Source organism: Thauera propionica (assembly GCF_002245655.1).
Taxonomy (GTDB): Bacteria; Pseudomonadota; Gammaproteobacteria; order Burkholderiales; family Rhodocyclaceae; genus Thauera; species Thauera propionica.
In genome coordinates this window covers 731363-756970 of record NZ_NOIH01000003.1, presented here as the reverse complement: position 1 = coordinate 756970, position 25608 = coordinate 731363, and the positions used below count along the sequence as shown (strand labels likewise).

Here is a 25608-nt window from a genome sequence, read left to right as displayed (position 1 = left end):
CGCAGCGTGCAGTCGTTAATGGCACGTCAGCCCGGAATGGGCAATCATTCGCCGCTTTTGCGGAGATGGAGAAACAGTAATGCGTCGTCTCGCGGATACCCCGATCTGGGTTCGATTGACCGGAGCCATCTGGCTGATGCTGGTGCTTGCCTGGGGGGGAATGATCGCCTGGGAAACGAAGGCGAGTCGTGACATGGCGATCGCGCAGGCCAAGGACTTCGCCGGCACGGTCAATGAAATGACCATGGCGGGCCTGACCGGCATGATGATCACCGGCACGGTCGGCCAGCGCGATGTCTTCCTCGACCAGATCAAGGAACTGTCGGTCGTCCACGATCTCAAGGTGATCCGCGGCGAAGCGGTGAGCAAGATCTTCGGCCCCGGCACTGCGGGCGAGGTGGCCATGGACGCAGCGGAACGCCAGGCCATGGCCGACGGCAAACCGCTGATGGTTGTTGAGCACAGTGCCGAGCATGGCGATTACCTGCGCGTGGTGATGCCCTCGCTGGCGTCGAAGAACTGGCTCGGCAAGGATTGCATCGCCTGCCATCAGGTGAACGAGGGCACGCCGCTGGGGCTGGTGAGCATGCGAATCTCGCTCGACAAGGCCGAGGCGGCGGTCAGCGAGTTCCGTAACCAGAGCCTGTTGTTTGCTGTCCTGGTCTCTCTGCCACTGCTCGGCTTCGTGTTCCTGTTCATCCGCCGTTTCGTCAGTCGTCCGTTGTCACATCTGGCGGGAAGCCTGTCCGAGATTGCGCAGGGCGAGGGTGATCTCACCCGGCGCCTGGAGAGCCGCGGCGAGGACGAGATCGGGCGCACGGCCGGTTCCTTCAACAACATGATGGGTACGATCGGCGCGCTGGTGCGCCAGGTTGGAAATGCCGCTGGCGCGGTGACCGTGGCGGCGCAGGACCTGGCGAGTGGCGCTGCGGATCTGGCGGTTCGCTCGCACCGCCAGAACGACAGTTCGGTGACGGCGGCAGCGGCCGTTGACGCGATGATGGAGAACGTCACCCATATCGCCGACAGCACGGCCTCGGTGCGTGAACGTTCGCACGAGAGCCTGCAGCGTTCGCGCGAAGGCCAGGCGAGCCTGCAGCGGCTGGTGGAGGGCGTCGGCCAGGTCGAGGCCGCGGTACGCCAGATGGCGGGCACCGTCGGCGACTTCGTCCAGTCCACTGCCGCCATCACGCGCATGACGAGCGAGGTGCGCGAGATCGCCGAGCAGACCAACCTGCTGGCGCTCAATGCGGCGATCGAGGCCGCGCGCGCCGGCGAGCAGGGCCGCGGCTTTGCCGTCGTGGCGGATGAGGTGCGCAAGCTGGCGGAGAAGTCCGCCCGCTCGGCAGGTGAGATCGACGAGATCACGCGTGAGATCGGTAGGCGCTCGGATTCGGTGCAGGGCGCGATCAACAGCGGCCTCGAGCACCTCGAGTCGAGCCGCCGCGTCGCTGACGATGTCGCCCGCGTGCTGGTGACGGCCAATGCGCTGGTGGCCGAGGTGGGCGAAGGCCTGGACCGCATTGCGACCGCGACGGCAGAGCAGCGCCGTTCGAGCGAGTCGGTGACCGCGAGCATCGACGACATCGCCGGCATGGCGCGCGAGAACAACGTTGCGATCGAGCAGACGGTCAATGCGGCGCGCGAACTGGAACAGCTCGCCCGCCGCATGCAGGAATCGGTGGCCCGCTTCCGCGTCTGAGGCGGGGCAGGCCGGTGCCCTGGCGGACCGGCCTGCCTGCCCGGGTCTTGCGGCTTACTCCAGCCGCAGCGGCACGAAGATGCGCGATTCGCCGCGCTGGATCAGCAGCGCGAAGCGCTTGCCCGAGGCTTCGACCAGGCTGCGGAATTGCGCGACGCTGGTGACCGCCTGATTGTTGAGCGCAAGGATGATGTCGCCGCGTTGCAGGCCGGCACGGGCCGCCGGACCATCGACGCCTTCCACCACCAGGCCGCCGCGCAGGCGCAACTGGGCGGCTTCCTGCGAAGTCAGGGCGCGCGCGGTGAGGCCGATGCCGGCATTCACGCTTTCGACCTGGCTCGGCGTCGGCGCGCTGGCGACGTTGTCGGCGGTCAGCTCGTCCAGTGTCGCGACCATGTCGCGGCTGCGGCCGTCGCGCCACACCTCCATGCGGATGCGCGTGCCCGGGCGCTTTTCGCCGATCACGCGCGGCAGGTCGGCCGAATCGCCGATGCGCTTGCCGTCCACCCCCAGCACCACGTCGCCGGCCTGCAGTCCGGCCTTCTCGGCCGCACTGCCCGGCTCCACGCTGGCCACCAGCGCGCCGCGTGCGTCCGGCAACCCGAAGGACTGGGCGAGATCCTTGTCCACGCCCTGGATGGCGATGCCCAGGCGTCCGCGCTGGACGCGGCCGTGGGTGACGAGCTGGTCCTTGACGTTCATCGCCACGTCGATCGGGATCGCGAACGAGATGCCCATGAAGCCGCCGGAGCGCGAGTAGATCTGCGAGTTGATGCCGATGACCTCGCCCGCCAGGTTGAACAGCGGGCCGCCGGAGTTGCCGGGGTTGATCGCGACGTCTGTCTGTATGAAGGGCACGTAGGTCTCGTCCGGCAGGCGGCGCGCCTTGGCCGAGATGATGCCGGCGGTGACGGTGTTGTCGAAGCCGAAGGGCGAGCCCATCGCCACGACCCATTCGCCGACGCGGGCATCGTCCGGCTTGCCGATCTTCACCGCGGGCAGGCCCTTGGCGTCGATCTTGAGCAGCGCGACGTCGGTGCGGCGGTCGATGCCGACCACCTTGGCCTTGAATTCGCGCTTGTCGATCAGCGTCACCGTGACTTCGGACAGCGCCGCATCGCCATCCTCGCCAGCGACGACGTGGGCGTTGGTTAGCACGTAGCCGTCCTGGCTGACGATGAAGCCCGAGCCGATGCCCTGTCGCGCGCGCGGTCCCATGCCCGGCTGGCCAGGGACGCCGGGCATCGGCACACCGAAGCGGCGCAGGAAGTCGTAGAAGGGATCGTTGGCGAAGGGGTTCTGGCCCCCCATCGCCTGTTGCTGTTGCTGGACGACGCTGATGTTGACGACGGCCGGACCCACCTGCTCGACGAGGTCGCCAAAATCGGGCAGTCCGTAGCGGTTGGGTGTGACGAGCGAGGCGCCAGGTGTCGCCTGGGCATGCGCGGCGGGAATGAGTGGCACGCCGGGCAACAGGGCAGCGATGGAAACGGCAAGGGCGGTGGCGAGGAGTGGTTTGCGCATGATCGAGTCCGTAAGATTTTCGATGCCGACAGTGGCGGTGGACGCGGTTTTGCGCATCCTGTTCCCGCTATCGCATTAACACGCCACATGGGGATGACAGGGACACGGATCAAGTGCAGCCGGAAAGTCCGGTGAACGACTTTTCGATCAGGTTGGCGGTGAGATGCGCGAAGCCACTCAGAACGGCAGTTGCAGCGAGACGAAGACCTGTCGTCCGGTCTCGTTCGCAGCCTTGCCCGCGTAGCGTGGCATGGCCTGGAGCGGCTTGTGGGCCAGTTCCTGGTGGGCGCCGAGCAGGTTCGTGGCCGTGACCTGGACCTCGAGCGGCTGTCCGCCGATGCGCAGGCTGCGGCCCAGGCTCCAGTCGAGCGTGGTGTAGGCCGGCACGGTGTAGCGTCGGCCCGGCACGTAGCCTGTGCCGGCCTCGAGCGGGCCCATGTGCAGGACTGTTGCGGCCGAACGCCAGGCGCCGATCTCCTGCAGCCAGGTCAGGCTGGCCGAATAGGGTGCAACGCTGCGGCGTACTGCCGGATCGTCGGCGCGGCGCTGCATGGCCGTGTGCGTTAGCAGCAGGGTGGTGCCGGCCCGTGGGCGAAGTGTCAGCTGGTATTCGATGCCGGTCAGGCGGATCTTGCCCGGCATGTTGGCCCACTGCGTGCCCCCCATGATCTGGTGGATCAGGAAGGGATTGCCGCCCAGCATGTCGCGCAGCGCCTGGCCGGGGACGAAAGGGGCAGGATCTAGCACCGGCGTGCGGCGGATGTAGTCGGTGATGTGCTCGTCGAACACGCGCACGTCGGCCAGTCCGCCCCACGGAAGCGGGCCCAGATAGCCGAGTTCCCAGCTGTCGATCTGTTGCGGCCGGATGTCGGAATTGGGCGTGTGGCGCTGGTTCACCACGCCGAATACATCGGTGCTCACCTGCACGTTGGCCCAACGTTCGTAGAGGGTCGGCTGGCGCCAGGCGCGCGAGTAGCCGACGCGCCAGGCGGTGGCCGGCGCGGGTTGCCAGTTGAGGAACAGGCGTGGGGCAAGACGCAGCTTGTCGTCCTCGATATGCTCGGCCATCGCGCCGGCGTTCCACAGCCATTCGGGTGCCATGCGCCACTCGGCATTGCCGAACAGACGCCATTCCTGTTGCGAGGGCGTGCGGCCGTCCGAGAACAGGAAGGCCGACTCGATGCGGTCCTCGCGCCACTCGGCCCCCCACAGCAGGCGCAGGCCATCGGCGGGGCTGAAGCGATGCTGCAACTCGATGTTGTCGCGCACGCTCCTGCGATTGTTGTCGACGTCGCCACGCAGTTGAGGCAGCAGTGCCAGGAAGTCACAGATCTGGGGGAGCACGCAGTTGGCGCGCGAGTCGACCCGCCATTCGTCGCGCGTCCGCTCGCCGTTGCGATACCAGGACAGCGACCATTCCTCGTCCGCGTTTGGCGTGTGCCGCCAACCGAGGTGCAGCGTGTAGTCGCGCTGTTCGAGGTCGCGCTCACCGCTGCCGTCGAACAGCGTCTCGCGGAAGCCGACGCCGAGCCGGCCGTCGCTATAGGAGGCCGAGAACTGCAGCGCGTTCATCGTATCGAGCGCGAGGTCGCCACGCAGGTTGAAGCGCCGCAGGCGTTGCGTGTCGCGCAGCCCCGACCAGCCGTCGTCGCGCTGTTCCTCTGCGCTCAGGCGCAGGCCAAGTGGCCCGTCATGCAGCACTGCCCGGCCGGCGAGGTCGGCAATGCCGTGGCTGCCGAGCCGCGTCGATACCGAGCTGCCGGTTTCGGTGCCGGTGTGACGGGTGATGATGTTCACCACGCCGAGGAAGGCATTCGAGCCGTAGGTGGCGGAGTTCGAGCCGCGCACGATCTCGATTCGCTCGATGTCCTGCAGCAGGACCGGCAGCGCGCTCCAGTTCGCACCGCCCGAATAGTGCGGGGAATAGACGGAGCGTCCGTCGATCAGCACCTGCATCTGGTTCGGATAGTCAGCACCGAGGCCGTGGTAGGTCACCCACTGCTGGTTGCCGCGCTACTGCGCGACCTGCATGCCGGGCACCAGGCGGAAGAGGCGGGCGAGGTCGCGATAGCCGGTGGCGGCGATCATGTCGGCGTCGATCACCGTCACCGCACCCGGCGAATCCTGCAGCGCCTGCGGCAGGCGCGAGGCGCTGAGCACGACCGGGAGCGACTCGAAGAAGTGCGCTTCGGAATCCATCGCCGCGGCAGTCGTCATCATGCCCGGCGCGGCGAGCAGGACAGCGAGGGCGAGGCGTGGATGGAGCGGCATCGGCGGGCTTGGAATGTGAGTTGGCGCGAGTATACCGGGCGTGATCGGGCCGCGCAGGAAACGGGTGGACGCGGTAACATCGGGCGACGCCCAATTCAGGCTTTGAGCCACGCCCGCTGGGGGCAAGACCATGACCCTGACCGACCTGCGCTATCTCGTCGCCCTCGCCCACGAGCGCCACTTCGGCCGTGCAGCCGAAAGATGTCACGTTTCCCAGCCGACGCTGTCGGTGGCCGTCAAGAAGGTCGAGGACGAGCTTGGTATCCAGCTCTTCGAACGCAGTGCGTCCGAGGTGAAGATCACCGAGACTGGCCGTCGCATCGTGGCGCAGGCTGAGAAGGTGCTGATGGAGGCGAGTCAGATCCAGGAGATCGCCGCCGCCGGCAAGGATCCGCTCGCCGGACCGCTGCGTGTCGGCGTGATCTACACGATCGGCCCCTACCTGCTGCCGCGCCTGATTCCGCGGGTGCACCAGCTGGCGCCGCGCATGCCGCTGATCATCCAGGAGAACTACACCGCCCGCCTGGCCGAGGCGCTCAAGCGCGGCGAACTCGACGTCATCATCATCAGCCTGCCGTTCGAGGAGGTGGGCGTGGTGGCGCAGCCGGTGTATGACGAGCCCTTCCGCGTGCTGATGCCGGCCGATCATCCCTGGACGCATCACCGAGAAGTCGACGCGCAGCAGTTGGCCGAGGACCAGCTGTTGCTGCTCGGTGCCGGGAATTGCTTCCGCGACCAGGTTCTCGAAGTGTGTCCGAGCTGCCGCAACATCGGCGGCCTGCAGCGCACCTTGGAGGGCAGTTCGCTGGAAACGATCCGCCACATGGTGGCGACCGGCCTGGGTGTGACGGTGTTGCCCAGTTCGGCGGCGGACGAGATGGCGTCCAATCCGCTCGTTGCCGTGCGGCCCTTCGCCGAGCCCCAGCCATCGCGCCGCGTCGCGCTGGCGTGGCGGGTAACCTATCCGCGCAGCGGCGCCATCGACGTGTTGCGGCGCGCAATCTTCGACAGTGAGCTGCCCGGGGCGAGGCCGGTGGGCCGGGTGTCGATGCCTGAGGTGGCCACCCGCGCCTGACCCCGCGGCGGCTCAGCCGCAGGCTCCACCCGCCATGAAAAGCAAAAGGGCCGCGAATGCGGCCCTTCTTTCTTGGTCGCCAGCGTTCAGCCGGTCTTGCGCGGGGCGCTGCGTTTCTTCGCCGGGGCCTTGGTGGTCTCGGCGTCGCCTTCAGTCGCGCCCTTCGCGGCAGCCGCCTTGGCGGGGGCTTTTGGTGCCTTGGCCTCGAATTCGAAGCCGACCTTGCCGTCCTTGCCACGCACAAGGAAGGCGGAGAACTTGCGCCGCGTGCGTGCCGACACGAAGCCCTTCAGCAGGTCGGTCTTGCCCTCCGTCAGCAGCTTCGCCATCTGCTCGCGCTCGATCGGCTGCTGCAGAATGATCTTGCCGGAGCGGAAGTCGCAGCTCTTGCCGGGGCCGACCGACTTCTCGCAGACATAGGCCATGCCGTGCTCGAACACCCGGCTAGCACACTTGGGGCATGCACCGATGGATTCCTGCGCGGAGAAGTCGACCGCCTCCGCTTCCTCGCCTTCCTTCGGCTGGCCGAAGTCGAAGGCGGGCTGCTTGTCCTCGTTCAGCACGATGTCGGCATTGAACAGCCGGCCCATCTTGTTGCGGAAACCCAGCAGCGGACCGACCTTACCCTCGCGCAGCAGGGTCTCGATCTCGTGGTACTCGAACTGGCGACCGGCGACGATCTTCCAGGTGCTCCAGTCGCAGCTCTGGCAGGCGAACTTCTTGTAGTTCTCCTTTACCACGCCGCCGCACTTCGGGCAGGGTGTCTGCAGGGTGACGAAGTCGCCGGGCACGGTGTCGGATTCGAAGCGCTTGGCCCGTTCCACGACCTCGCGCGCCATGTCGGCGATTTCCTGCATGAAGGCTTCGCGGCTGAGTTCGCCCCGCTCCATGCGCGACAGCTTGTACTCCCAGCCGCCGGTCAGCTCCGGCGAGGTCAGCGCGGTGACGCCCAGACCCTTCAGCAGCGTGATCAGCGAAAAGGCCTTGGCGCTGGGGATCAGCTCGCGACCTTCGCGGTGGATGTACTGCTCGGTGATCAGGCCTTCGATGATCTGCGCGCGCGTCGCCGGGGTGCCGAGGCCGCGTTCGGCCATCGCCGCGCGCAGTTCCTCGTCGTCCACCATCTTGCCCGCGCCTTCCATTGCCGACAGCAGCGTGGCTTCGTTGAAGCGTGCCGGCGGCTTGGTCTGCAGCGATTTCACCACGATGTCGTCTGTGGACACGGTCTCGCCCTGCTTCACCGCGACCAGCTGCGGACCGCCGCCTTCCTTGGCGTCCCCGGGTTTTCCATCTTTCTCGTCGCTGGCGGCTTCCTTGCCGTACACCGCCAGCCATCCCGGATTGACCAGCACCTTGCCTTCGGTCTTGAAGGCCTCGCCCTCGACACGGGTGATGCGGGTGGTGATCTGGTACTCGGCCGCCGGGTAGAAGACCGCCAGGAAGCGCTTGGTGACCAGGTCGTAGATCTTCTGCTCGGCTTCCGACAGGCTCTTGGGCAGCGTTCCGGTCGGGATGATCGCGAAGTGGTCGGAGATCTTTGCGTTGTTGAAGATGCGCTTGTTCGGCTTCACCCAGCCCTGCTTGACGATCTCGTTGGCGAAAGGCGCGTACTGACCGGGCAGGTTGCGGATGACCTCGTTGACCGTCGGGATGTAGTCCTCGGGCAGCGCGCGGGCGTCGGTACGCGGGTAGGTCAGCACCTTGTGCTTTTCGTACAGGGCCTGCGCCAGTTGCAGGGTGACGCGGGCGGAGAAGCCGAAGCGGCCGTTGGCCTCGCGCTGCAGGCTGGTGAGATCGAACAGCAGCGGCGACAGCTGGGTGGAGGGCTTGGCCTCCTCGGTGACGACGCCCGGCTTGCCCTCGCACCTGGCACGGATGGCCTCGGCCCGGGCCTTGTCCCAGATGCGGAATGCGGTGGCGTGCTCATCACCTTCCGGCTTCCTGAACTTTTCGTCGAACCAGCGCCCGGGATAATGCCCGGCCGCCGCGGCAAAGTCGGCTTCCAGCTCCCAGTAGTCGCGCGGCTTGAACTTGCGGATCTTGTCCTCGCGTTCGACCACCAGGGCCAGTGTCGGCGTCTGCACGCGTCCGACCGTCGTCAGGTGGAAGCCACCGGTCTTGGAGTTGAACGCGGTCATCGCGCGTGTGCCGTTGATGCCGATCAGCCAGTCCGATTCGGCACGGCAGATCGCGGCGTTGCGCAGGCCTTCGACCTCTTGCGCGGCGCGCAGGTGGGCAAAGCCGTCGCGGATGGCCTGCGCGGTCATCGACTGCAGCCACAGGCGCTGCATCGGCTTCTTGGTGCCGGCGTGCTGGGCGATGAAGTTGAAGATCAGCTCACCCTCGCGCCCCGCGTCACACGCGTTGATGAGGCCGGTGACGTCCTTGCGCTTGATCAGCCGGGTCAGCAGCTTGAGCCGGTCCTCGGTCTTCTCGATCGGCCTGACCGCGAAGTGCGGCGGAATGACCGGGAGGTGGGCGAAGGTCCACTTGCCGCGCTTGACCTCGAACTCCTCGGGCACGGCGAGCTCGAGAAGGTGGCCGACGGCCGACGACAGCACGTAGTCGTCCGACTCGTAGTAGTCCTTCTCCTTGGTGAAGCCGCCCAGCGCACGGGCGATGTCCTGTGCGACGGAGGGCTTTTCCGCGATGATCAGTTGCTTGCTCATGCTCTCTGGCGTTGGGGCGGGCTGGCTGGTGCCAGCCTCGGGAGTGGTGGGGCTGAAGCCGCGGATGATAAAGACGCCGCGTCGCGCCTTGCAAGCTGTGCCGATGCCTGCGTCAGTGCAGGGTCGGCGCGTAGTCCCAGTCGTCGTCCTCGCTCAGGAGTTCGTCGACCATCAGGGTGTCGATCGGTCGTTCCTGCTGCCACAGCACCATCAGCACGATGACCTTCAGTCGGTTGAGCGTAATGTTGAAGCCTTCCAGCGCCATGGCGCGCTCGATGATGAGCTCGCGGTGAACGCCTTCGAGTACGCCGGCACTCTCCATCAGGGCGAGGAATCCGCGGCAGTCGGGACTGAGGTGGGCCTGTTCGTCCTCGGAATAGATGCGGATCGAGCCCGCATCCGGTGCGGTGCCGGGGTGGATGTCGCGCGCCACGCGTCGCAGTCCGGCCAGCCATTCCAGCGCTTCGGAGATTTCCTCGTCTTCGAAACCTGCTGCCGACAGCTTACGGGCGAGCAGATCGGACTCCGGGCAGGCGTCGGCGTGGATGTAGCTTTCGAACAGATAGACGAGGATGTCGAACAAATCGGCCTCTCAGGGGAACGGCGGGAAGGCGGCCGGCTACGCGCAGGGCGCACGCGGGCAGGTTGGAGGGCGGTTCTCAGGCGCGCTGGAAGCGTCCGCCCGGCAAGCGGGTCAGGTGTCCGTCCAGCTCCAGCGGCAGCAGAATGGCGTAGAGGGCATCGACCGTCAAGCCGCAACGGACGGACAGCGTGTCGAGGTCGACGGGGTCGTGCCCGACTGCGGCGAGCATTCGAGCCGCTTCGTCGTCGATAGGCAGGCGGGTCTGGGATGGTGCGTCGGCGCGTCGGCTGCTCGCTTCGACTGCTGCGCTGGACGGGGGCGACCAGCCCGGACGCGCACCCAGTTCCTCGACGATGTCTTCCGCCGTTTCAACGAGCTTGGCGCCGTCGCGGATCAGGCGATGACAGCCGCGCGCGAGCGGGGAATGGATCGAGCCGGGGATGGCGAAGACTTCGCGCCCGCACTCGGTGGCCAGGCGCGCGGTGATCAGCGAACCGCTGTTCAGCGCGGCCTCGATCACCAGAACCCCCTGCGCCAGTCCGGCGATGATGCGGTTACGGCGCGGAAAATTGTGCTGCAGCGGCGGCGTGCCGAGCGGAAACTCGCTGACGATGGCGCCACAGGCCGCAATCTCGCGCGCCAGTGCCGCATTGCGGGCGGGGTAGATGCGGTCGATGCCCGTGCCGATGACGGCGATCGTGCGGCCAGCGGCAGGGCCTGCGGCGAGGGCGCCGCGATGCGCGGCTGCGTCGATGCCGGCGGCGAGTCCGCTGACGATGGTGAGGCCGCGGGCAGCGAGGTCGAGCGAAAAGGCCTCGGCGTTGGCCATGCCCTGTGCCGTCGCGCTACGTGCACCGACGACGGCCAGCCCCGGATGCTGCAGAAGGGCCGGATCGCCCTTCACGAAGAGCATGACGGGCGGATCGGGAATCTCGAGGAGACTTCGCGGGTAGGCCTCGTCGGCCAGGGTGAGGACGTGGCTGCCGGGCTCGGCTGCCCAGGCCAGCGCCGGGGCGACGCGATCACCCTCAGGAGGTGCGAGCAGCGCGTCGGCCAGCTTGCCACCGACGACGCCCGCGAGGCTGCTGCGTCCTGCGGCAAAGATGTGCTTCGGAAGTCCGAAGGCCGCAAGCAGGCTGCGCTGCCTTTCCGCGCCCAGTCCGGGCACCGAGGTCAGACGCAGCCAGTCTTCGAGCTCGTCCGCGGCCAAGGGTATGTTTGCAGGGCGCCTGCCGGTCAGGGCTTGCGCGCTGCGTCGCCGATGGTTACCGGGCCATCGGTCTCCATCACCAGCGCATAGGACACGCGGTCGAAGACGCGGAACACGAACACCACGCCGAAGCGCTTCTCGGGCAGGTTGAACACTTCCTTGCCGTCCTCGCCCTTGTACTCGACTGCACCTCGGTTGCGGAACAGCGACAGCACGTGACCGCGCTCGATGCCGTCACGCGCGCCGACGTTAAGCGAGATGACGTTCAGGCGGCCGGTTTCGGTGACGCCGCGGTAGATCGACATCACCCGGCCGTCCACTTCCTGGTCCGGGGCGTGCGGCGCATACGAAAACACGCTCGGGTGCTCGCTTGGCACCATGAGGTCTCCGGTGCCGATCTCCTCGACGGCCGACAGGATCTCGAGGGTGGCGGGCTCGCCGTGCTCGCTCACGCGGGCGGTGCCGAGGTAGTCGGCTTCGTAGGCGATGGTTTCGCGGGTGATCGGATCCAGCAGCGGGCGGGCCGGGCGCAGGATCTGCCAGACTTCGGTATCGGCCTTGACGTTCTTGGCGAACACCGTGTCGCCCGAACCGGTCAGCACGCGGCTGGTTTCGGTCGCGACGATGGTGGCCGCGCCTTCGAGGCGAGCCTGGTCGATCACCAGCGGCTTGTTGAGGAAGGGCTCGATGACATGCAGCGGGATGCTGGGCACAGCGGTGTCGAGTGACTCGTTGTAGATCTGCGGCTGCAGCTTGTCGCTGCCGCCGACGCGGTGGCCGATCGTCAGCCACGGACCGCTGCGGTCGAGCATGATCACCTGCCCCGGATAGATCAGGTGCGGGTTGCGGATCTGGTCGCGGTTGAGGCGCCAGACTTCCGGCCAGCGCCAGGGCTCACGCAGGAAACGGCCAGAAATGTCCCAAAGCGTGTCGCCTTTGACCACGGTGTAGCTGTCGGGTGCGTTGTCGGCGAGCTGCGCACCGGACTGGGCGATCGAGGCACCGCTGAAGAGGGTCGCAATGCCGACGAGTAGAGGGAATATAATTCGGATCATTGATCGCTTCCGGTGGTTGCAGGGCGTACGGATCGAGCTCAGGAACGCCGTCGGCCAGGTTATGTCGAATGCGCAGTGGAACGGGAATCATCCCACCGTACTACTTCAGCACATGCGCATGCATGTGAAATCACTTGAAATTCTGCACTTAAAGGTTTATCGCGGCAAGCATTCATGGCACTTCTACCCATCCTTCGCTATCCCGACCCCCGTCTCCACACGCGTGCCGTACCGGTGGAGCGTGTCGATGATGACATCCGCAAACTCGTCGCTGACATGGCCGAGACCATGTACGAGGCCCCGGGTATCGGCCTCGCGGCCACTCAGGTGAATGTCCACCGGCGTGTCGTCGTGATCGACGTCACCGAGGACAAGTCTGGCCTCATGGCGTTGATCAATCCCGAGATCCTCGAGCGCTCGGGCGAACAGGTGTGCGAGGAAGGCTGCCTGTCCGTACCCGGAATCTACGAGAAGGTGACCCGCGCCGAGCGTGTGAAAGTTCGCGCCCTGGACGAAAATGGTCAATCGCGCGAGATCGAGGCCGATGGCCTGCTGGCGGTTTGCATCCAGCATGAGATCGACCATCTCGACGGCAAGGTCTTCGTCGAATACCTGTCCTCGCTCAAGCTCAGCCGCATCAAGGGCAAGCTGGCGAAGAAAGCGCGCATCACCGCCTGATGGCTGCCGCGCCGCTCCGCGTGGCGTTCGCCGGAACGCCCGAATTCGCCGCCTGTGCGCTGGACGCCATCCTTGCGGCCGGTTACGACGTGCCGCTGGTGCTGACCCAGCCCGACCGCCCTGCCGGTCGCGGCATGAAGCTCACGCCTAGCCCGGTCAAGCAGTTGGCGCTGGCGCGTGGCATCGAGGTCGATCAGCCCGAGAAGCTTCGCACCGACGAGCAGCGGTCGCGCCTCGTCGCGTGTGCGCCCGACCTGCTGGTGGTCGCCGCCTACGGGTTGATCCTGCCCAAGGCCGTGCTCGAACTGCCGCGTTTGGGCTGCATCAACATCCATGCGTCGCTGCTGCCTCGCTGGCGCGGCGCGGCGCCGATCCACCGCGCGATCGAGGCGGGTGATGCCGAGACCGGCATTACCATCATGCAGATGGACGAAGGCCTGGACACCGGAGCGATGCTGCTGACGCGTCGCCTGCCGATCCAGCCGACCGACACCACCGCCAGCCTGCACGACCGCCTGGCCACCCTGGGCGGCGAATGCATCGTGTCGGCCCTGGCCGAACTGGACACTGGGCGCCTGACGCCGGTGCCCCAACCCGCCGAGGGCGTGACCTACGCGGCCAAGATCGGGCGTGCCGAGGCCACGGTCGACTGGACCCGGCCTGCGGTCGAACTGGAACGCGCGATGCGCGCCTTCGACCCCTTCCCCGGGCTGGCCTCCACGCTGCGCGATACGGTCATCAAGTTCTGGTCCGCACAGGTCGTCGACACCCAGGGCGAGCCCGGCACCGTGCTGGCCGCCGACGACGGGGGGGTCCTCGTCGCCTGCGGTCGCGGCGCCTTGCGTTGCACGGTGTTACAGCGCCCGGGCAACAAGCGCTTGCCGGCGGGGGAATTCCTGCGCGGATTTCCGGTCTCTGTCGGCGAACGCTTCGCATCGGGCGAAGCCGGTCCGGCTTGATGCGGGGCGCCTGCGCCCCCATCTGTCGAATCAACCCGCTTCTTTAGGAAGGATCCCGCAATGTTCGGAAACTGGATCAAGACGTCCATCCTGATGGCCGGCATCGTCGCGCTGTTCGGTGCGATGGGCGCGGCCATCGGCGGCCAGCAGGGCATGCTGATCGCGCTCGTCATCGGTGGCGCGATGAATTTCTGGGCCTACTGGTTCTCCGACAAGGCCGTGCTGAAGATGTACAACGCACGCCAGGTCGATGCCAGCACCTCGCCCTACCTGTACAACATGGTGCGCGAGCTGGCGCAGCGTGCCGACCTGCCGATGCCCAAGGTCTACATCATCGACGAGGCGCAGCCCAATGCCTTCGCCACCGGCCGTAACCCTGAGAATGCGGCCGTGGCCGCCACGACCGGCATCATGCGCATGCTGTCCGAGCGCGAGCTGCGCGGCGTGATGGCCCACGAACTGGCGCATGTGAAGAACCGCGACATCCTGATCTCCACGATCTCGGCCACCGTGGCCGGCGCGATCTCGATGCTGGCCAACTTCGGCATGTTCTTTGGCGGCCGCGACGGCGAGGACCGTCCGAACCCCATCGTGTCGATCGCGATGATGATCCTGGCGCCGCTGGCCGGCATGATCATCCAGATGGCGATCAGCCGCACGCGCGAGTTCGGTGCCGACCGCGGCGGTGCGGAGATCTCCGGCGACCCCGAGGCGCTCGCCAGCGCCTTGGCCAAGATCGACGCCTACGCCCGTGGCATCCCGATGCACACCGCGGAGCAGCACCCGGAAACGGCGCAGATGATGATCATGAATCCGCTCTCTGGTGGCGGCCTGCGTGGCCTGTTCTCGACCCATCCGGCGACGCAGGACCGCATCGCCCGCCTGCGCGCGATGATCGGGCGCTGAGCCGCTCGCGACCTGCGGCAGCCGTCGCAAGGGTGAATCGCCCCGCCGCCCGTCCAGGGCCGCGGGGCGATGTCTTTTGGGCGCGAGGGCTTCAGCGGGACGGCGACGCTTCGTCTCCCGCTGCAGGCTCGGCATGGGTGACCGTCTCGAGCCGCGCCTCCTTGCCGTCGATGCTGCGCACATGCACGTCGATCTGGTTAAAGGCGATCTCGATGCCGTGCTCCCTGAACAGGGCATCGATGCGGCGGTTGATCTCGTCGATCGCCATGTTCCGGTCGGCCAGCTCGCGCACGTGGATGCGCAGCTCGTGGTCCAGCGTGCTGGCCCCGAAGGCGAGGAACAGCGCCATCGGCGCGGGCTCCTTCAGCACGCGCGGGTTCTCGTCGGCGATCTGCAGCAGCAGCTTGCGCGTGAGCGCCAGATCGGCGCCGTAGGCAACGCCCACCTTCACCGTCACCCGCGTCACCGTGTCGGTCAAAGACCAGTTGATCAGCTGGCCGGTGACGAAGGTCTTGTTGGGAACGATGATCTCCTTGCGGTCGAAGTCGGTGATCGTGGTGGCGCGGATCTGGATCCGGCTCACCGTGCCCGACAGGTTGCCGATGGTGACGACGTCGCCGATGCGCACCGGGCGCTCGAACAGGATGATCAGGCCGGAGATGAAGTTGGCGAAGATCTCCTGCAGGCCGAAGCCCAGACCCACCGACAGCGCCGCCACCAGCCACTGCAGCTTGTCCCAGCTCACGCCCAGCGTGCCCAGCGTCGCGACGATGCCGACGCCCGCGATGACGTAGGACAGCAGCGTCGTGATGGCGTAGGCGCTGCCTTGCGCCAGCTGCATGCGCGACAGCACGAGCACCTGGAGCAGGCCGGGCAGATTGCTCGCCAGCACGAAAGCGAGCGTGGCGATGACCAGTGCCCCGAGCACGTCGCGCAGGCTGATCGGCACCAGGGTGGCCGCGTCGCCGCTGCCGCTGGCGTATTCGTACAGCGTGATGTTGTCGAGGTAGGCGAAGACCGTGATCAGGTCCGCCCACACGCCGTACAGCCCACCGAGTAGGCCGCCCAGCAGGCCGAGGCGGATCAGCCGCAGCGACTGCTGGCTGACCTTCTCGACGTCGATCACCGGCCGTTCCAGGATCTCGGGGTCGTTTGCGACCTCGAGTCCGGCTTCGCGTTCGGCCGCCTCGCGCCGCTCGACGGCCCGCTTGTGTTCGAGGCGCCGGGCCGTGACCGCCAGGCCGCGTACCGCGGTTGCTTCGGCCAGACGCCAGATGATGAGCACGAACAGCGTGTCGATCAGGCGACCGGTGAGCTTGAGCGCGGTGTAGTAGTAGCCCAGCGCCAGCGCGCCGATCAGCGCCAGCGGCATCAGTGCCAGCGCAATGCCGATCACCACGCGCAAGGGTGAGGGCGCGGCGTCCTGCGGGCGCTGGTGCGACAGCAGGCGGCCCATCAGCCAGGCCATCACGGCGTAGCCGGCGAGCAGGGTCAGCAGGCCGAGCACATCGTTCGCCAGACCCTCGGGTTGATGCTCGGCGATCGCCACCACCAGCACCACGGCCAGCACGACCAGGCCCAGATGGCGCAGTCGGCGATGCAGCGAGCGGATGAGTTCGGGCTGCCATTCGAAATGGCGCTCGGCCACGCCGTTTGGCGACAGCACGCGGTAGGCGGTGTAGAACACCAGCCAGGCCTGCGCCATGTCCAGCAGGCCGATGCTCAGCGCCATGTTCTGTCCGCGGCCATCCATCTGCAGCGCCAGGCCCGCCATCGCCAGCAGCAGGCTGACCGGCAGCGCCAGCAACAGGTTGAGCAGGATGGCCAGCGGTGTGTGGTACTGGGTGTCACGGCGTACGTAGCCGATGTCGGCGTTCAGACTGTCGAGCTTGTCGCGCAACCAGCGCCGGCGCACCAGCAGCACGACCGAGATGAGCAGTACCGGCAGCAGTACGAAGGGGCGCGCCAGCAGGCCTTCCCATAGTTGTTTCGCGACCGCTTGCCAGGGCATGGCGCTGACCTGGCGCTCGAGCGCGGCGGGCAGACCCTTGAGCCAATCGAGGTCGAGCGGGCGGTTGCTGGGCACCCAGAAGATCTGTTCGTCGAGGGTGGCCCGCAGGCGGTCCGCCGTGGCCTGCAACTGGGTCTCGTGAAGTTGCAGGCTGACCGACTCGCTGAGGATGGTGTTGAGTTCGTGGTTCAGACGCTCGAGCAGTTCTGCCCGTGTTTCGAGCAGGGTGCGCAGGGCCTCGCGTTCGCTGTCGTCGGGTGGTGCGGGCTGTCCGGCGAGCAGTGTGTCGAGGTAGGTTGCCGGGCTGCCCAAGGCCTCCCGCTGCTTGTTGAGCTCGAACTGATAGAGGCGGACGTCGGCGATCTGGTTCGTCAACTCGGCATCGACGCTCGGCGTCGGCAGCGCGCGACGTTGCTCGTTGAGGATGCGCGACAGCAGTGGGCTGCCCTGCAGCACGTTGATCTGCTCGGCAATGATGCTGCTGTTGCGGTTGAGGGCATCCAGGCGCTGGCGGGTGTCGAGGTTGCGTCGCTTGAGTTCGGACAGATACTCGGTGGCTCGCAGCAGGTAGGACGACAGCGTCTGGTTGGTGGCGGTCTCGCGCGCCAGCAGGCTGCCGTCGGCAGGGGCAGGGTCGCGGCCGGCGAGCTGCTCCACCGTCTCCAGGGTCTGGGCCCGCCTGCGCTCGCCGATTGCGGCCTGGATGGCCTCCATATTGCGTTCGATCAGGCCCAGCTCGAAGGTAGCCAGGTCGCGTTGCGCCTGTGCCAGCTCCTGCAACTGGCTGCTGCCGGACAGTTCCGCCAGTTGCAGCGCGGCGCGTGCATCGAGTGCATGCCATTCGGCGGCCAGGGCCTCGCGACGTTCGACGCTGAGGGCGCGATTCGCCTCCCGTCCGCTGCGCAGCGCGGACTCGATGGCCTGCATGCGCGTCTGCGTGGCGGCGATCTCGGCCTGGGTGCGTTCGGTGCTGGCGCGCAGGCTCAGCGCGCTCGCCTGGTCGAGTTCGGCACGCCAGCGCGCGAGTTCGGCATTGGCCTGGGCCAGCCGGGTCTCGAGCGCGTCCAGCGTCAGTGTGGCCGGGATCGTGAGCGCTGCGGGCGGATTCGATTGCTGGCGCGCCAGCTTGCCCCGTGCCTCGCTGATGAGTGTGGGCGCCTGGTTGAGCTGCCGGCGCAAATCATCGAGCCGGCGTCGGGCATCGTCAGCCGCAGCGAGCTGGGCCAGCGCCTGCTGCAGGTCCTGCTGCGCAGCGCGCAACTCGGCCTCGGGCAGCTGGCGTTCGGCGAGCGTGTCGAGCCGTGTCTGCAATTCGCTGGCGACGGGACGAGCCGCCGGCTGGGCGAAGGCGATCAGGGGCAGGAGCAGCAGAAGAAGCAGGATGCGCAGGTGATGCATCGGGGCGAGGCCTGGGATGGCAAGTCGGAAGCGTTGGAATGTGCAGTGTACCCATGACGGGCATGTGCGCCAGCGCGCTTTGTGTCCGGGTGTCGCACCGGATTCGCGGCCGTGAAGATCGGGGGCTATGCTCAGGGCAGGAGACGCACCAGGATGAATCCGCCGCAGGAGACGGGCGGGAGCAGTTCGTTGAGGGGAGCGGTTCATGAAGCCTCATGTCTTCGTCGCCATGCCGTTCGGCGTCAAGCCGGGTCACGATGGCTCGCCGATCGACTTCAATCGCATCTACGACGACTATCTCGTCCCCGCGCTCGCGGCGGCGGGGCTGGACGTGTTTCGTGCCGACGAGGAACTCCGTGCCGGGGACATCCGCACCGACATGTTCCAGGAGTTGCTGATCGCCGATCTGGTGGTGGCCGACCTTACGCTCGACAACCCCAACGTCTGGTACGAGCTCGGCGTGCGCCATGCCTTGCGCGCGCGCGGCGTGATCCTGGTGCAGGGGCCGCGGCCGACACAGCCCTTCGACATCTACACCGACCGCAAGCTGCACTATCGGCTGAAGGACGGCATGCCCGACCCGGCGACGCTGGCAGAGGATCGCGAGGCCCTTACCAGCATGGCGGTGGCGACACTGCAGGCCTGGCAGGGGCGCAAGCTCAGCCCGGTGTACAACCTGCTGCCTAACCTGCGGGAGCCCGACTGGAAGACCCTGCTGCTGGCGGAGCGCAACGAATTCAGTGTCGCCTACGAAGAATGGGCGAGCCGCATGGAGGTCGCGCGACAGAAGACCCGTGCGGGTGACATTCTGGTGCTGGCCGAGGAGACGCCGACGCGCGCACTGCGCATCGAGGCCCGCCGGGCGGCAGGGGAAGCGCTGCTGAAGCTGCGCCATTACGATTTTGCCCTCGAGCAGTTCGAGGCGGTTCTCGCACTTGATGCCGAGCACAAGCCCGCGCGTGAGCGGAAAGCCGTTTGCCTCGGCCGCCTCGGGCGTTTCGAGGAGGCGCGCGAATGGGTGCGCCGGCTGACCGAGGAGTACCCGCGCGATTCCGAAGTGTGGGCCTTGTCCGGCCGCGTCGAGAAGGACAGCTGGATGAGCCGCTGGCGGCGCGAGGGTGCTTCCGCGGCCGAGCTGCACGAGGCGGCGGCGTTCGAGGATGCGGCGCTGGCGGATGCGATCGAGCCGTATCGCAAGGCCTTCATCATCGATCCTTCGCACCATTATTCCGGTATCAACGCGCTGACCCTGCAGATGCTGCGCCGCCATCTGGGGGGTGCCGACGAGCCGGTGCTGATCGACAACCTCGTCGGCGGGGTGCTGTGGGCAGCGCTGACGGCGCAGGAGCGCAGCCACAAGGATTACTGGGCCCGCGCAAGCTACGCCGAGTTGTGCCTGCTGGTGAATCCGCTCGACACCGTGCGAAGGGAGTACGGCGCGACTGCGGCGGCGGCCAACGGCGACTGGTTTGCGCTCGACTCCAGCCGCCAGACCCTGTGCCTGCTGCGCGACCTCGAATTCCGCCCGCCCGAGACCGCGGCGGCGCTCGGGATCATCGACCGCGAGGTCGCCCGCAGCACGCCGCCTTTCCAGCCGCGGCGCGTGTTCCTGTTCAGCGGGCACATGATCGATGCCCCCGACCGCGCCAGCCCGCGCTTTCCGCCGGACAAGGAAGCGATCGCAGCACAGGGCATCGCGGCGGCGCTCGATGCGCTCGGTGCCGGCCCGGGTGACCTGGCGCTGGCCCAGGGCGCCAGCGGGGGCGACCTGCTGTTTCTCGAGGCCTGCAAGGCGCGCGGCGTGCGCCTGCAGTTGATGCTGCCCTTCACCGAGCCGGAGTTCATCGAGCGCTCGGTGTCGCCCGCCGCGGACGGTGCGAGTTGGTGCAAGCGTTATTACACCTTGCGTGCCGGGCTGCCGGACGCGCCGCGCATCATGCCGGTCGAACTGGGCCCGCTGCCGAAGACCGGCCGCACGGAGCGGATGAATGCCTACGAGCGCTGCAACCGCTGGCTGCTGAATACGGCGCTGGCCTGGGGTATCGACCGCGTGCACTTCGTCTGCCTGTGGAACGGCGCAAGTGGCGACGGCACGGGCGGCACAGCGCACATGTACGAGGAGGTCAAGCGCCGGACGGGCCGTGTCAGCTGGATCGACACCCGAATGCTGTGGTGATGTGCGGTCCGCATTCAGCGCGCAGCGGCCTGGGTCCGGATGAGGTTCGCGAGCGTTGCCAGGGCCCGCAGTGGCACATCCGACTTCAGCGACACCATGCCTGTCGGCACCAGCCCGATCTCGGGCGGCACGTCGCGCATCTCCAGCCGCGGTGCATGCGCCGACTGCGCGACGATGCGCCGCGGCATCAGCGTCCAGCCCAGGCCGACCGACACGCAGCCGAGGATACCTTCGAGCGTGCCGAACTCCATCGCGTCGGCCTGCGCGTGGCCCAGCGTGCGTTGCAGGGCGATGGCGCGCGCGCGGTAGGCGCAGCCCTCGCGGAACAGGATCAGCGGCGTCAGCACCGGATCGGTGCCGGGGGCGAAGACCTGCACCAATTCCTCGACCACCAGTTCTTCGAACCGTAGTGCCGGGTGCACCACCGGGCCGGCGACGAAGGCACAGTCCAGCTTGTGGGCGAGCACGTGGTCCACCAGCGTTGCGCTGGTGTCGGCACGCACGCGCAGTTCCAGTGCGGGGTGGGTTGTGCGTAGTTCGCTCAGCGCAGGAGGCAGGTAGAGCGCGGCGAAGGTTTCCATCGAACCGATGCGCAGTTCGCCCGCCTCGTCGCCGGCCTGGCGCACGGCAGCGGCGGTCTGGCGTTCGAGGTTCAGCATGCGGCGGGCGTAGTCGAGCAGCACGCGTCCCGCGGGGGCCAGTTCGACGCCGCGGCCCGAGCGGAAGAACAGTTCGGCGCCCAGTTCCTCCTCCAGCCGGCGGATGCGGGCGGTGACGTTGGACTGCACGGTGTTGAGCTTGCGCGAGGCGGCGAGGATGCCGCCTTCATCGACGACGGCTTCGAAGGTACGCAGGGCGAGGAGTTCCATTCGGCTATCTCCAAAACAGAACTGATCGTTCTATAAGATTCGCTTGTATCGATATGGTACGCCGACTATCGTTCAGGAACCATGAGGAAACAGACCACGAACACCATGAACGACCAGATCCAACGCATGAAGGTGCTCGGCGCCGGCATTTTCAGCCTCATCCTCGCGCTGGGGGTCGCGCGCTTCGCCTACACGCCGCTGCTGCCGCTGATGCAGCAGCAGGCTGGCCTGGGGCTGGCCGAGGGCGGCTGGCTGGCCGCGATCAACTATGCCGGCTATCTGTCGGGCGCGCTGATCGCGGCCTCGATCAGCGATCTGGTACTGAAGGACCGCCTGTTCCGCGTCGGCATGGTGGTGGCCGTGCTGACCACGCTGATGATGGGCCTGACCACCAACGTGACGCTGTGGGCGGTGTCGCGCTACTTCGCCGGCCTCTCCAGCGCGGCGGCGATGCTGCTCGGGACCGGGCTGATCCTGAATTGGCTGATCCGCCACAACCACCGCAGCGAGCTGGGCATCCACTTTGCCGGCATCGGCCTGGGCATCGCCGGCTGTGCGGCCGCCGTTGCACTGATGGGGCCGTCGCTCGACTGGCGCACGCAGTGGTTCGTGTTCACCGCCATCGCGTGCGTGCTGCTGGTGCCCGCGCTGGGCTGGCTGCCCGCGCCCGACACCAGTCCGGTGACCAGGAGCGGTGCGCCGATGCACGACAATCCGCCCAGCCCGCTGTTCCTGCGCCTGTTCATGGCGTCCTACTTCTGCGCGGGGGTGGGCTACGTGGTCAGCGCGACCTTCATCGTCGCCATCGTCGATCGCCTGCCAGGCCTGGAAGGGCGCGGCACCTTGAGCTTTCTCGCCATCGGTCTGGCAGCCGCGCCGGCCTGTATCGTGTGGGACTTCGTCGCGCGCCGCACCGGCGAGCTCAACGCGTTGATCCTCGCCGCGGTGCTGCAGATCGTCGGCATCCTGCTGCCTGTGGCGGTGGGCGGACTGGGTGGTGCGATCCTGGGTGCGCTGCTGTTCGGCGGCACCTTCATCGGCATGGTCAGCCTGGTGCTGACGATGGCCGGGCGCTACTACCCGACGCGGCCGGCCAAGATGATGGGCAAGATGACTCTTTCCTATGGCGCCGCGCAGATCATCGGCCCTGCGGTGACCGGCTGGCTGGCGGCGAGCTTCGGCAGCTACGCCGGCGGGCTCTACCTGGCGGCGGGCATGATGGTGCTGGGCGCCCTGCTGCTGTTCATATTGAAGGCGGTCGAGCGGCGCGACACCGCGGCCCGCGCTTCCGACGAGCCGTGCATGCAGGCCTGAGGCGCGCGGCGCGAGATTTACCTTGCGGATTTGACGTTTTCCGGGTGCCGGGGGGCGGCGATGCGTGGTATTTTCCCGCCTGCTGCGAAAGCACGTCCACGTGTCGCGCATGTCGACCGGGAGCCGCCACCGCGTTGGCGCCACAAGACCAGAATCTAGGGGAAAAGAATGGCTGAGGGGAAATCCAAGATCATCTACACGCTCACGGACGAGGCGCCGATGCTGGCGACGTGCGCGTTTCTGCCCATTATCCGTACCTTCACCGAGCCGGCGGGCATCGAGATCGAGAAGGCCGACATCTCGGTCGCCGCGCGCGTGCTGGCCGAGTTTCCGGAGTTCCTGACCGAGGCGCAGCGCGTGCCGGACACGCTGGCCGAACTCGGCCGCCTGACCCTGCTGCCCGACACCAACATCATCAAGCTGCCCAACATCAGTGCATCGGTTGCGCAGCTGAAGGCGTGCATCAAGGAATTGCAGGAAAAGGGTTACGCCGTTCCGAACTACCCGGAGAACCCGACCACCGACGAAGAGAAGGCGCTCAAGGCCCGTTACGGCAAGTGCCTGGGCTCGGCCGTCAATCCGGTGCTGCGTGAAGGCAACTCCGACCGCCGCGCGCCCGCCGCGGTCAAGAACTACGCCAAGAAGCACCCGCATTCGATGGGCGAGTGGAAGCAGTGGTCGCAGACCCACGTCTCGCACATGCACCACGGCGACTTCTACCACGGCGAAAAGTCGATGACGCTCGACAAGGCGCGCGACGTCAAGATGGAGCTGATCACCAATTCGGGCAAGACCATCGTGCTCAAGCCGAAGGTCGCGCTGCTCGATGGCGAGATCATCGACTCGATGTTCATGAGCAAGAAGGCGCTGTGCGAGTTCTACGAGCAGGAGCTCGAGGACTGCCGCAAGGCCGGCATCCTGTTCTCGCTGCACGTGAAGGCGACGATGATGAAGGTCTCGCACCCGATCGTCTTCGGCCACTGCGTCAAGATCTACTACAAGGATGCCTTCGAGAAGCACGGCAAGCTGTTCGACGAGCTCGGAATCAACGTCAACAACGGCATGGTCGATCTGTACGAGAAGATCAAGACCCTGCCCGAGTCCAAGCACGACGAGATCATCCGCGACCTGCACGCCTGCCACGAGCACCGCCCCGAGCTGGCGATGGTTGATTCGGCCAAGGGCATCACCAACTTCCACTCGCCCAACGACATCATCGTCGACGCCTCGATGCCGGCGATGATCCGCCAGGGCGGCAAGATGTGGGGTGCCGACGGCAAGCAGTACGACAGCAAGTGCGTGATGCCGGAGTCGACCTTCGCCCGCATCTACCAGGAGATGATCAACTTCTGCAAATGGCACGGCAACTTCGACCCGCGCACGATGGGCACGGTGCCGAACGTCGGCTTGATGGCGCAGAAGGCGGAAGAGTACGGTTCGCACGACAAGACCTTCGAGATCCCCGAGGCCGGTGTCGCCAACATCACCGACCTCGCCACCGGCGAAGTGTTGCTGACGCAGAACGTCGAAGCCGGCGACATCTGGCGCATGTGCCAGGTCAAGGACGCCCCGATCCGCGACTGGGTCAAGCTGGCCGTTACCCGTGCGCGCAATTCCGGCATGCCGGCGATCTTCTGGCTCGACCCCTATCGCCCGCACGAGAACGAGCTGATCAAGAAGGTGAAGGTCTACCTCAAGGATCACGACACCACCGGCCTCGACATCCAGATCATGTCGCAGGTCCGTGCGATGCGCTTCACGCTCGAGCGTGTGGCCCGCGGCCTGGACACCATTTCGGTGACCGGCAACATCCTGCGCGACTACCTGACCGACCTGTTCCCGATCATGGAACTGGGCACCTCGGCCAAGATGCTGTCGATCGTGCCGCTGATGAACGGTGGCGGCATGTACGAGACCGGCGCCGGCGGTTCGGCGCCCAAGCACGTGCAGCAGCTCACCCAGGAGAACCACCTGCGTTGGGATTCGCTGGGCGAGTTCCTGGCACTGGCGGTGTCGATGGAAGACCTGGGCATCAAGACCGGCAACGCCAAGGCCAAGCTGCTTGCCAAGACGCTGGACGAGGCCACCGGCAAGCTGCTCGACGAGAACAAGTCGCCGTCGCCCAAGACCGGCCAGCTCGACAACCGCGGCAGCCAGTTCTACCTGGCGATGTTCTGGGCCGAGCGCCTGGCCGAGCAGACCGAAGACGCCGAACTGGCGGCGCGGTTCGCGCCGCTCGCCAAGGCACTGCGCGAGAACGAGGCCAAGATCGTCGAGGAACTGACTGTGGTGCAGGGCAAGCCGGCTGACATCGGCGGCTACTACATGGCCGATTCCGAGAAGACCAAGGCCGTGATGCGTCCGAGCGCCACGCTCAATGCCATCCTGAAGGCCGCGCGCGCTGCCTGACGATGGGCCGGGCATGCCCGGCTGAAGCTGGCGGAAGAGCCGGTGCCCTGCAATGGGCACCGGCTTTTTTTCATGGCGCTGGCCCGGCACGTTCATGCCCAGCGTGGGAACTCGCGGCGCACTGCCGCGGACTGAGGGAAGTACGACCTCCCGTTGCAGCCCACCCGCACGTAGCGATCACATGCTCAGAACGCTGAAACAGCTTTTCAATACCCTGACTCCACCGCCGGCCGATCGCGGTGTGCCGGAACATACGCTCCAGCTCGCGGCCGCGGTGCTGCTGATCGAGATGATGCGTGCCGACAACGACTGCCGGCATGAGGAGCGGCAGGCGGCCGTCGATGCACTCGCAGCCAAGTTCGCGCTGGCGGCCGATGAAGTCGCGCGCCTGATGGAGCTTGCCGATGCGACCTCGCGCGACGCGCCGGACCTGTACTCCTTCACCTCGAAGCTCAACCAGGGCTTCAGCCTCGAGCAGAAGGTGAGGATGGTCGAGTACCTGTGGCAGGTGGCCTATGCGGACGGCCAACTGAGCCACCATGAGACGCACCTGATGCTAAAGCTCGGGGACCTGCTCTACATCCCGCGTGGCGATTTCGTGGCGGCCAAGCAGCGGGCGCGTGCGGCGGCCGGGCTCGCTGCGGAGTGAACCGCGCACCGCAGGTTTGCTGCAGCCCCGATTGCCCGTCCTGCGTGCCGCATGGCGCCACATTCGGAAGCGCTTTGATGCATATCAAAATGGCGATCTGACGCCGCCCTTATCCTCGCGGCCTTGGATGCCCGCTCTGGGCAGCTTAGG

At 66.9% G+C, this 25608-nt stretch carries 18 protein-coding genes and 1 pseudogene; 9 read left to right on the top strand and 10 right to left on the bottom strand.

Translation table 11 applies throughout. From position 1 onward, the window contains the following. Positions 1 to 79 precede the first annotated feature (79 nt). Complete coding sequence (locus CGK74_RS04850; protein ID WP_094267335.1) at positions 80 to 1702, top strand: methyl-accepting chemotaxis protein; 1623 nt, start codon at positions 80 to 82, stop codon at positions 1700 to 1702. A gap of 54 nt (positions 1703 to 1756) precedes the next feature. Here CGK74_RS04850 and CGK74_RS04845 read toward each other — a convergent pair whose 3' ends face one another. The 4 genes and pseudogenes from CGK74_RS04845 to CGK74_RS19115 all read right to left on the bottom strand — a co-directional run bounded on the left by CGK74_RS04845 (position 1757) and on the right by CGK74_RS19115 (position 5497). Continuing rightward, the gene (locus CGK74_RS04845; RefSeq protein WP_094267452.1) at positions 1757 to 3226 is read right to left on the bottom strand and encodes a DegQ family serine endoprotease; all 1470 of its coding nucleotides are present in this window, start codon (positions 3224 to 3226) and stop codon (positions 1757 to 1759) included. Between the two features lie 177 nt (positions 3227 to 3403). After that, positions 3404 to 4798, bottom strand: a complete 1395-nt coding sequence (locus CGK74_RS04840) for a TonB-dependent receptor plug domain-containing protein (protein WP_276206039.1) — start codon at positions 4796 to 4798, stop codon at positions 3404 to 3406. Positions 4799 to 5035: 237 nt separating this feature from the next. Beyond that, a pseudogene (locus CGK74_RS19370) lies at positions 5036 to 5224 on the bottom strand (TonB-dependent receptor plug domain-containing protein); the annotation flags it as partial. Positions 5225 to 5239: 15 nt separating this feature from the next. Next, entirely contained in the window at positions 5240 to 5497 is a 258-nt protein-coding gene (locus CGK74_RS19115) for a hypothetical protein (RefSeq protein ID WP_240498614.1), read from the bottom strand. Between the two features lie 130 nt (positions 5498 to 5627). On the opposite strand from CGK74_RS19115, the gene CGK74_RS04835 reads away from it, so the two are divergent. Continuing rightward, entirely contained in the window at positions 5628 to 6572 is a 945-nt protein-coding gene (locus CGK74_RS04835; RefSeq protein WP_094267334.1) for a hydrogen peroxide-inducible genes activator, read from the top strand. Positions 6573 to 6658: 86 nt separating this feature from the next. On the opposite strand, the gene CGK74_RS04830 is transcribed toward CGK74_RS04835, so the two are convergent. The 4 genes from CGK74_RS04830 to CGK74_RS04815 form a co-directional block, all read right to left on the bottom strand. Continuing rightward, a complete protein-coding gene (locus CGK74_RS04830; protein ID WP_094267333.1) occupies positions 6659 to 9241 on the bottom strand; it encodes a DNA topoisomerase III in 2583 nt (860 codons plus the stop codon). 112 nt (positions 9242 to 9353) lie between these two features. Further along, the gene (locus tag CGK74_RS04825) at positions 9354 to 9824 is read right to left on the bottom strand and encodes a Smg family protein (RefSeq protein WP_094267332.1); all 471 of its coding nucleotides are present in this window, start codon (positions 9822 to 9824) and stop codon (positions 9354 to 9356) included. Positions 9825 to 9900: 76 nt separating this feature from the next. Beyond that, positions 9901 to 11034 carry a DNA-processing protein DprA gene (dprA, locus tag CGK74_RS04820; RefSeq protein WP_420823162.1) on the bottom strand — a complete coding sequence of 378 codons (1134 nt, stop codon included), beginning with the start codon at positions 11032 to 11034 and terminating at the stop codon, positions 9901 to 9903. A 26-nt stretch (positions 11035 to 11060) separates the two neighbouring features. Continuing rightward, complete coding sequence (locus CGK74_RS04815; RefSeq protein ID WP_094267330.1) at positions 11061 to 12089, bottom strand: LysM peptidoglycan-binding domain-containing protein; 1029 nt, start codon at positions 12087 to 12089, stop codon at positions 11061 to 11063. Positions 12090 to 12263: 174 nt separating this feature from the next. Between CGK74_RS04815 and def the strand changes: the two genes are divergently transcribed. Genes def through htpX form a run of 3 tightly spaced genes read left to right on the top strand, consistent with a single transcriptional unit; the run spans position 12264 to position 14632 of the window. Beyond that, positions 12264 to 12767, top strand: a complete 504-nt coding sequence (gene def / locus CGK74_RS04810) for a peptide deformylase (protein WP_094267329.1) — start codon at positions 12264 to 12266, stop codon at positions 12765 to 12767. After that, a complete protein-coding gene (fmt, locus tag CGK74_RS04805) occupies positions 12767 to 13726 on the top strand; it encodes a methionyl-tRNA formyltransferase (protein WP_094267328.1) in 960 nt (319 codons plus the stop codon). Before def ends, fmt begins: the two co-directional genes overlap by 1 nt. Before the next feature lie 60 nt (positions 13727 to 13786). Next, positions 13787 to 14632, top strand: coding sequence for a zinc metalloprotease HtpX (gene htpX, locus CGK74_RS04800; RefSeq protein ID WP_094267327.1), 846 nt, complete (start codon positions 13787 to 13789; stop codon positions 14630 to 14632). Positions 14633 to 14723: 91 nt separating this feature from the next. Here the strand turns inward: htpX and mscK are convergent, their stop codons facing one another. Beyond that, positions 14724 to 18041 carry a mechanosensitive channel MscK gene (gene mscK / locus CGK74_RS04795; protein ID WP_094267326.1) on the bottom strand — a complete coding sequence of 1106 codons (3318 nt, stop codon included), beginning with the start codon at positions 18039 to 18041 and terminating at the stop codon, positions 14724 to 14726. 205 nt (positions 18042 to 18246) lie between these two features. Here mscK and CGK74_RS04790 point away from each other — a divergent pair, with 205 nt between their 5' ends. Next, positions 18247 to 20217 (top strand): tetratricopeptide repeat protein, encoded by a 1971-nt coding sequence (locus CGK74_RS04790; RefSeq protein ID WP_094267325.1) that lies wholly within the window; start codon positions 18247 to 18249, stop codon positions 20215 to 20217. A 14-nt stretch (positions 20218 to 20231) separates the two neighbouring features. On the opposite strand, the gene CGK74_RS04785 is transcribed toward CGK74_RS04790, so the two are convergent. Further along, a complete protein-coding gene (locus CGK74_RS04785; protein ID WP_094267324.1) occupies positions 20232 to 21086 on the bottom strand; it encodes a LysR family transcriptional regulator in 855 nt (284 codons plus the stop codon). 105 nt (positions 21087 to 21191) lie between these two features. Here CGK74_RS04785 and CGK74_RS04780 point away from each other — a divergent pair, with 105 nt between their 5' ends. The 3 genes from CGK74_RS04780 (at position 21192) to CGK74_RS04770 (ending at position 25458) form a co-directional block, all read left to right on the top strand. Beyond that, a complete protein-coding gene (locus tag CGK74_RS04780) occupies positions 21192 to 22400 on the top strand; it encodes a YbfB/YjiJ family MFS transporter (protein WP_094267323.1) in 1209 nt (402 codons plus the stop codon). Between the two features lie 168 nt (positions 22401 to 22568). Further along, complete coding sequence (locus CGK74_RS04775; RefSeq protein ID WP_094267322.1) at positions 22569 to 24809, top strand: NADP-dependent isocitrate dehydrogenase; 2241 nt, start codon at positions 22569 to 22571, stop codon at positions 24807 to 24809. 181 nt (positions 24810 to 24990) lie between these two features. Next, positions 24991 to 25458 carry a tellurite resistance TerB family protein gene (locus tag CGK74_RS04770; RefSeq protein WP_094267321.1) on the top strand — a complete coding sequence of 156 codons (468 nt, stop codon included), beginning with the start codon at positions 24991 to 24993 and terminating at the stop codon, positions 25456 to 25458. Positions 25459 to 25608 lie beyond the last annotated feature (150 nt).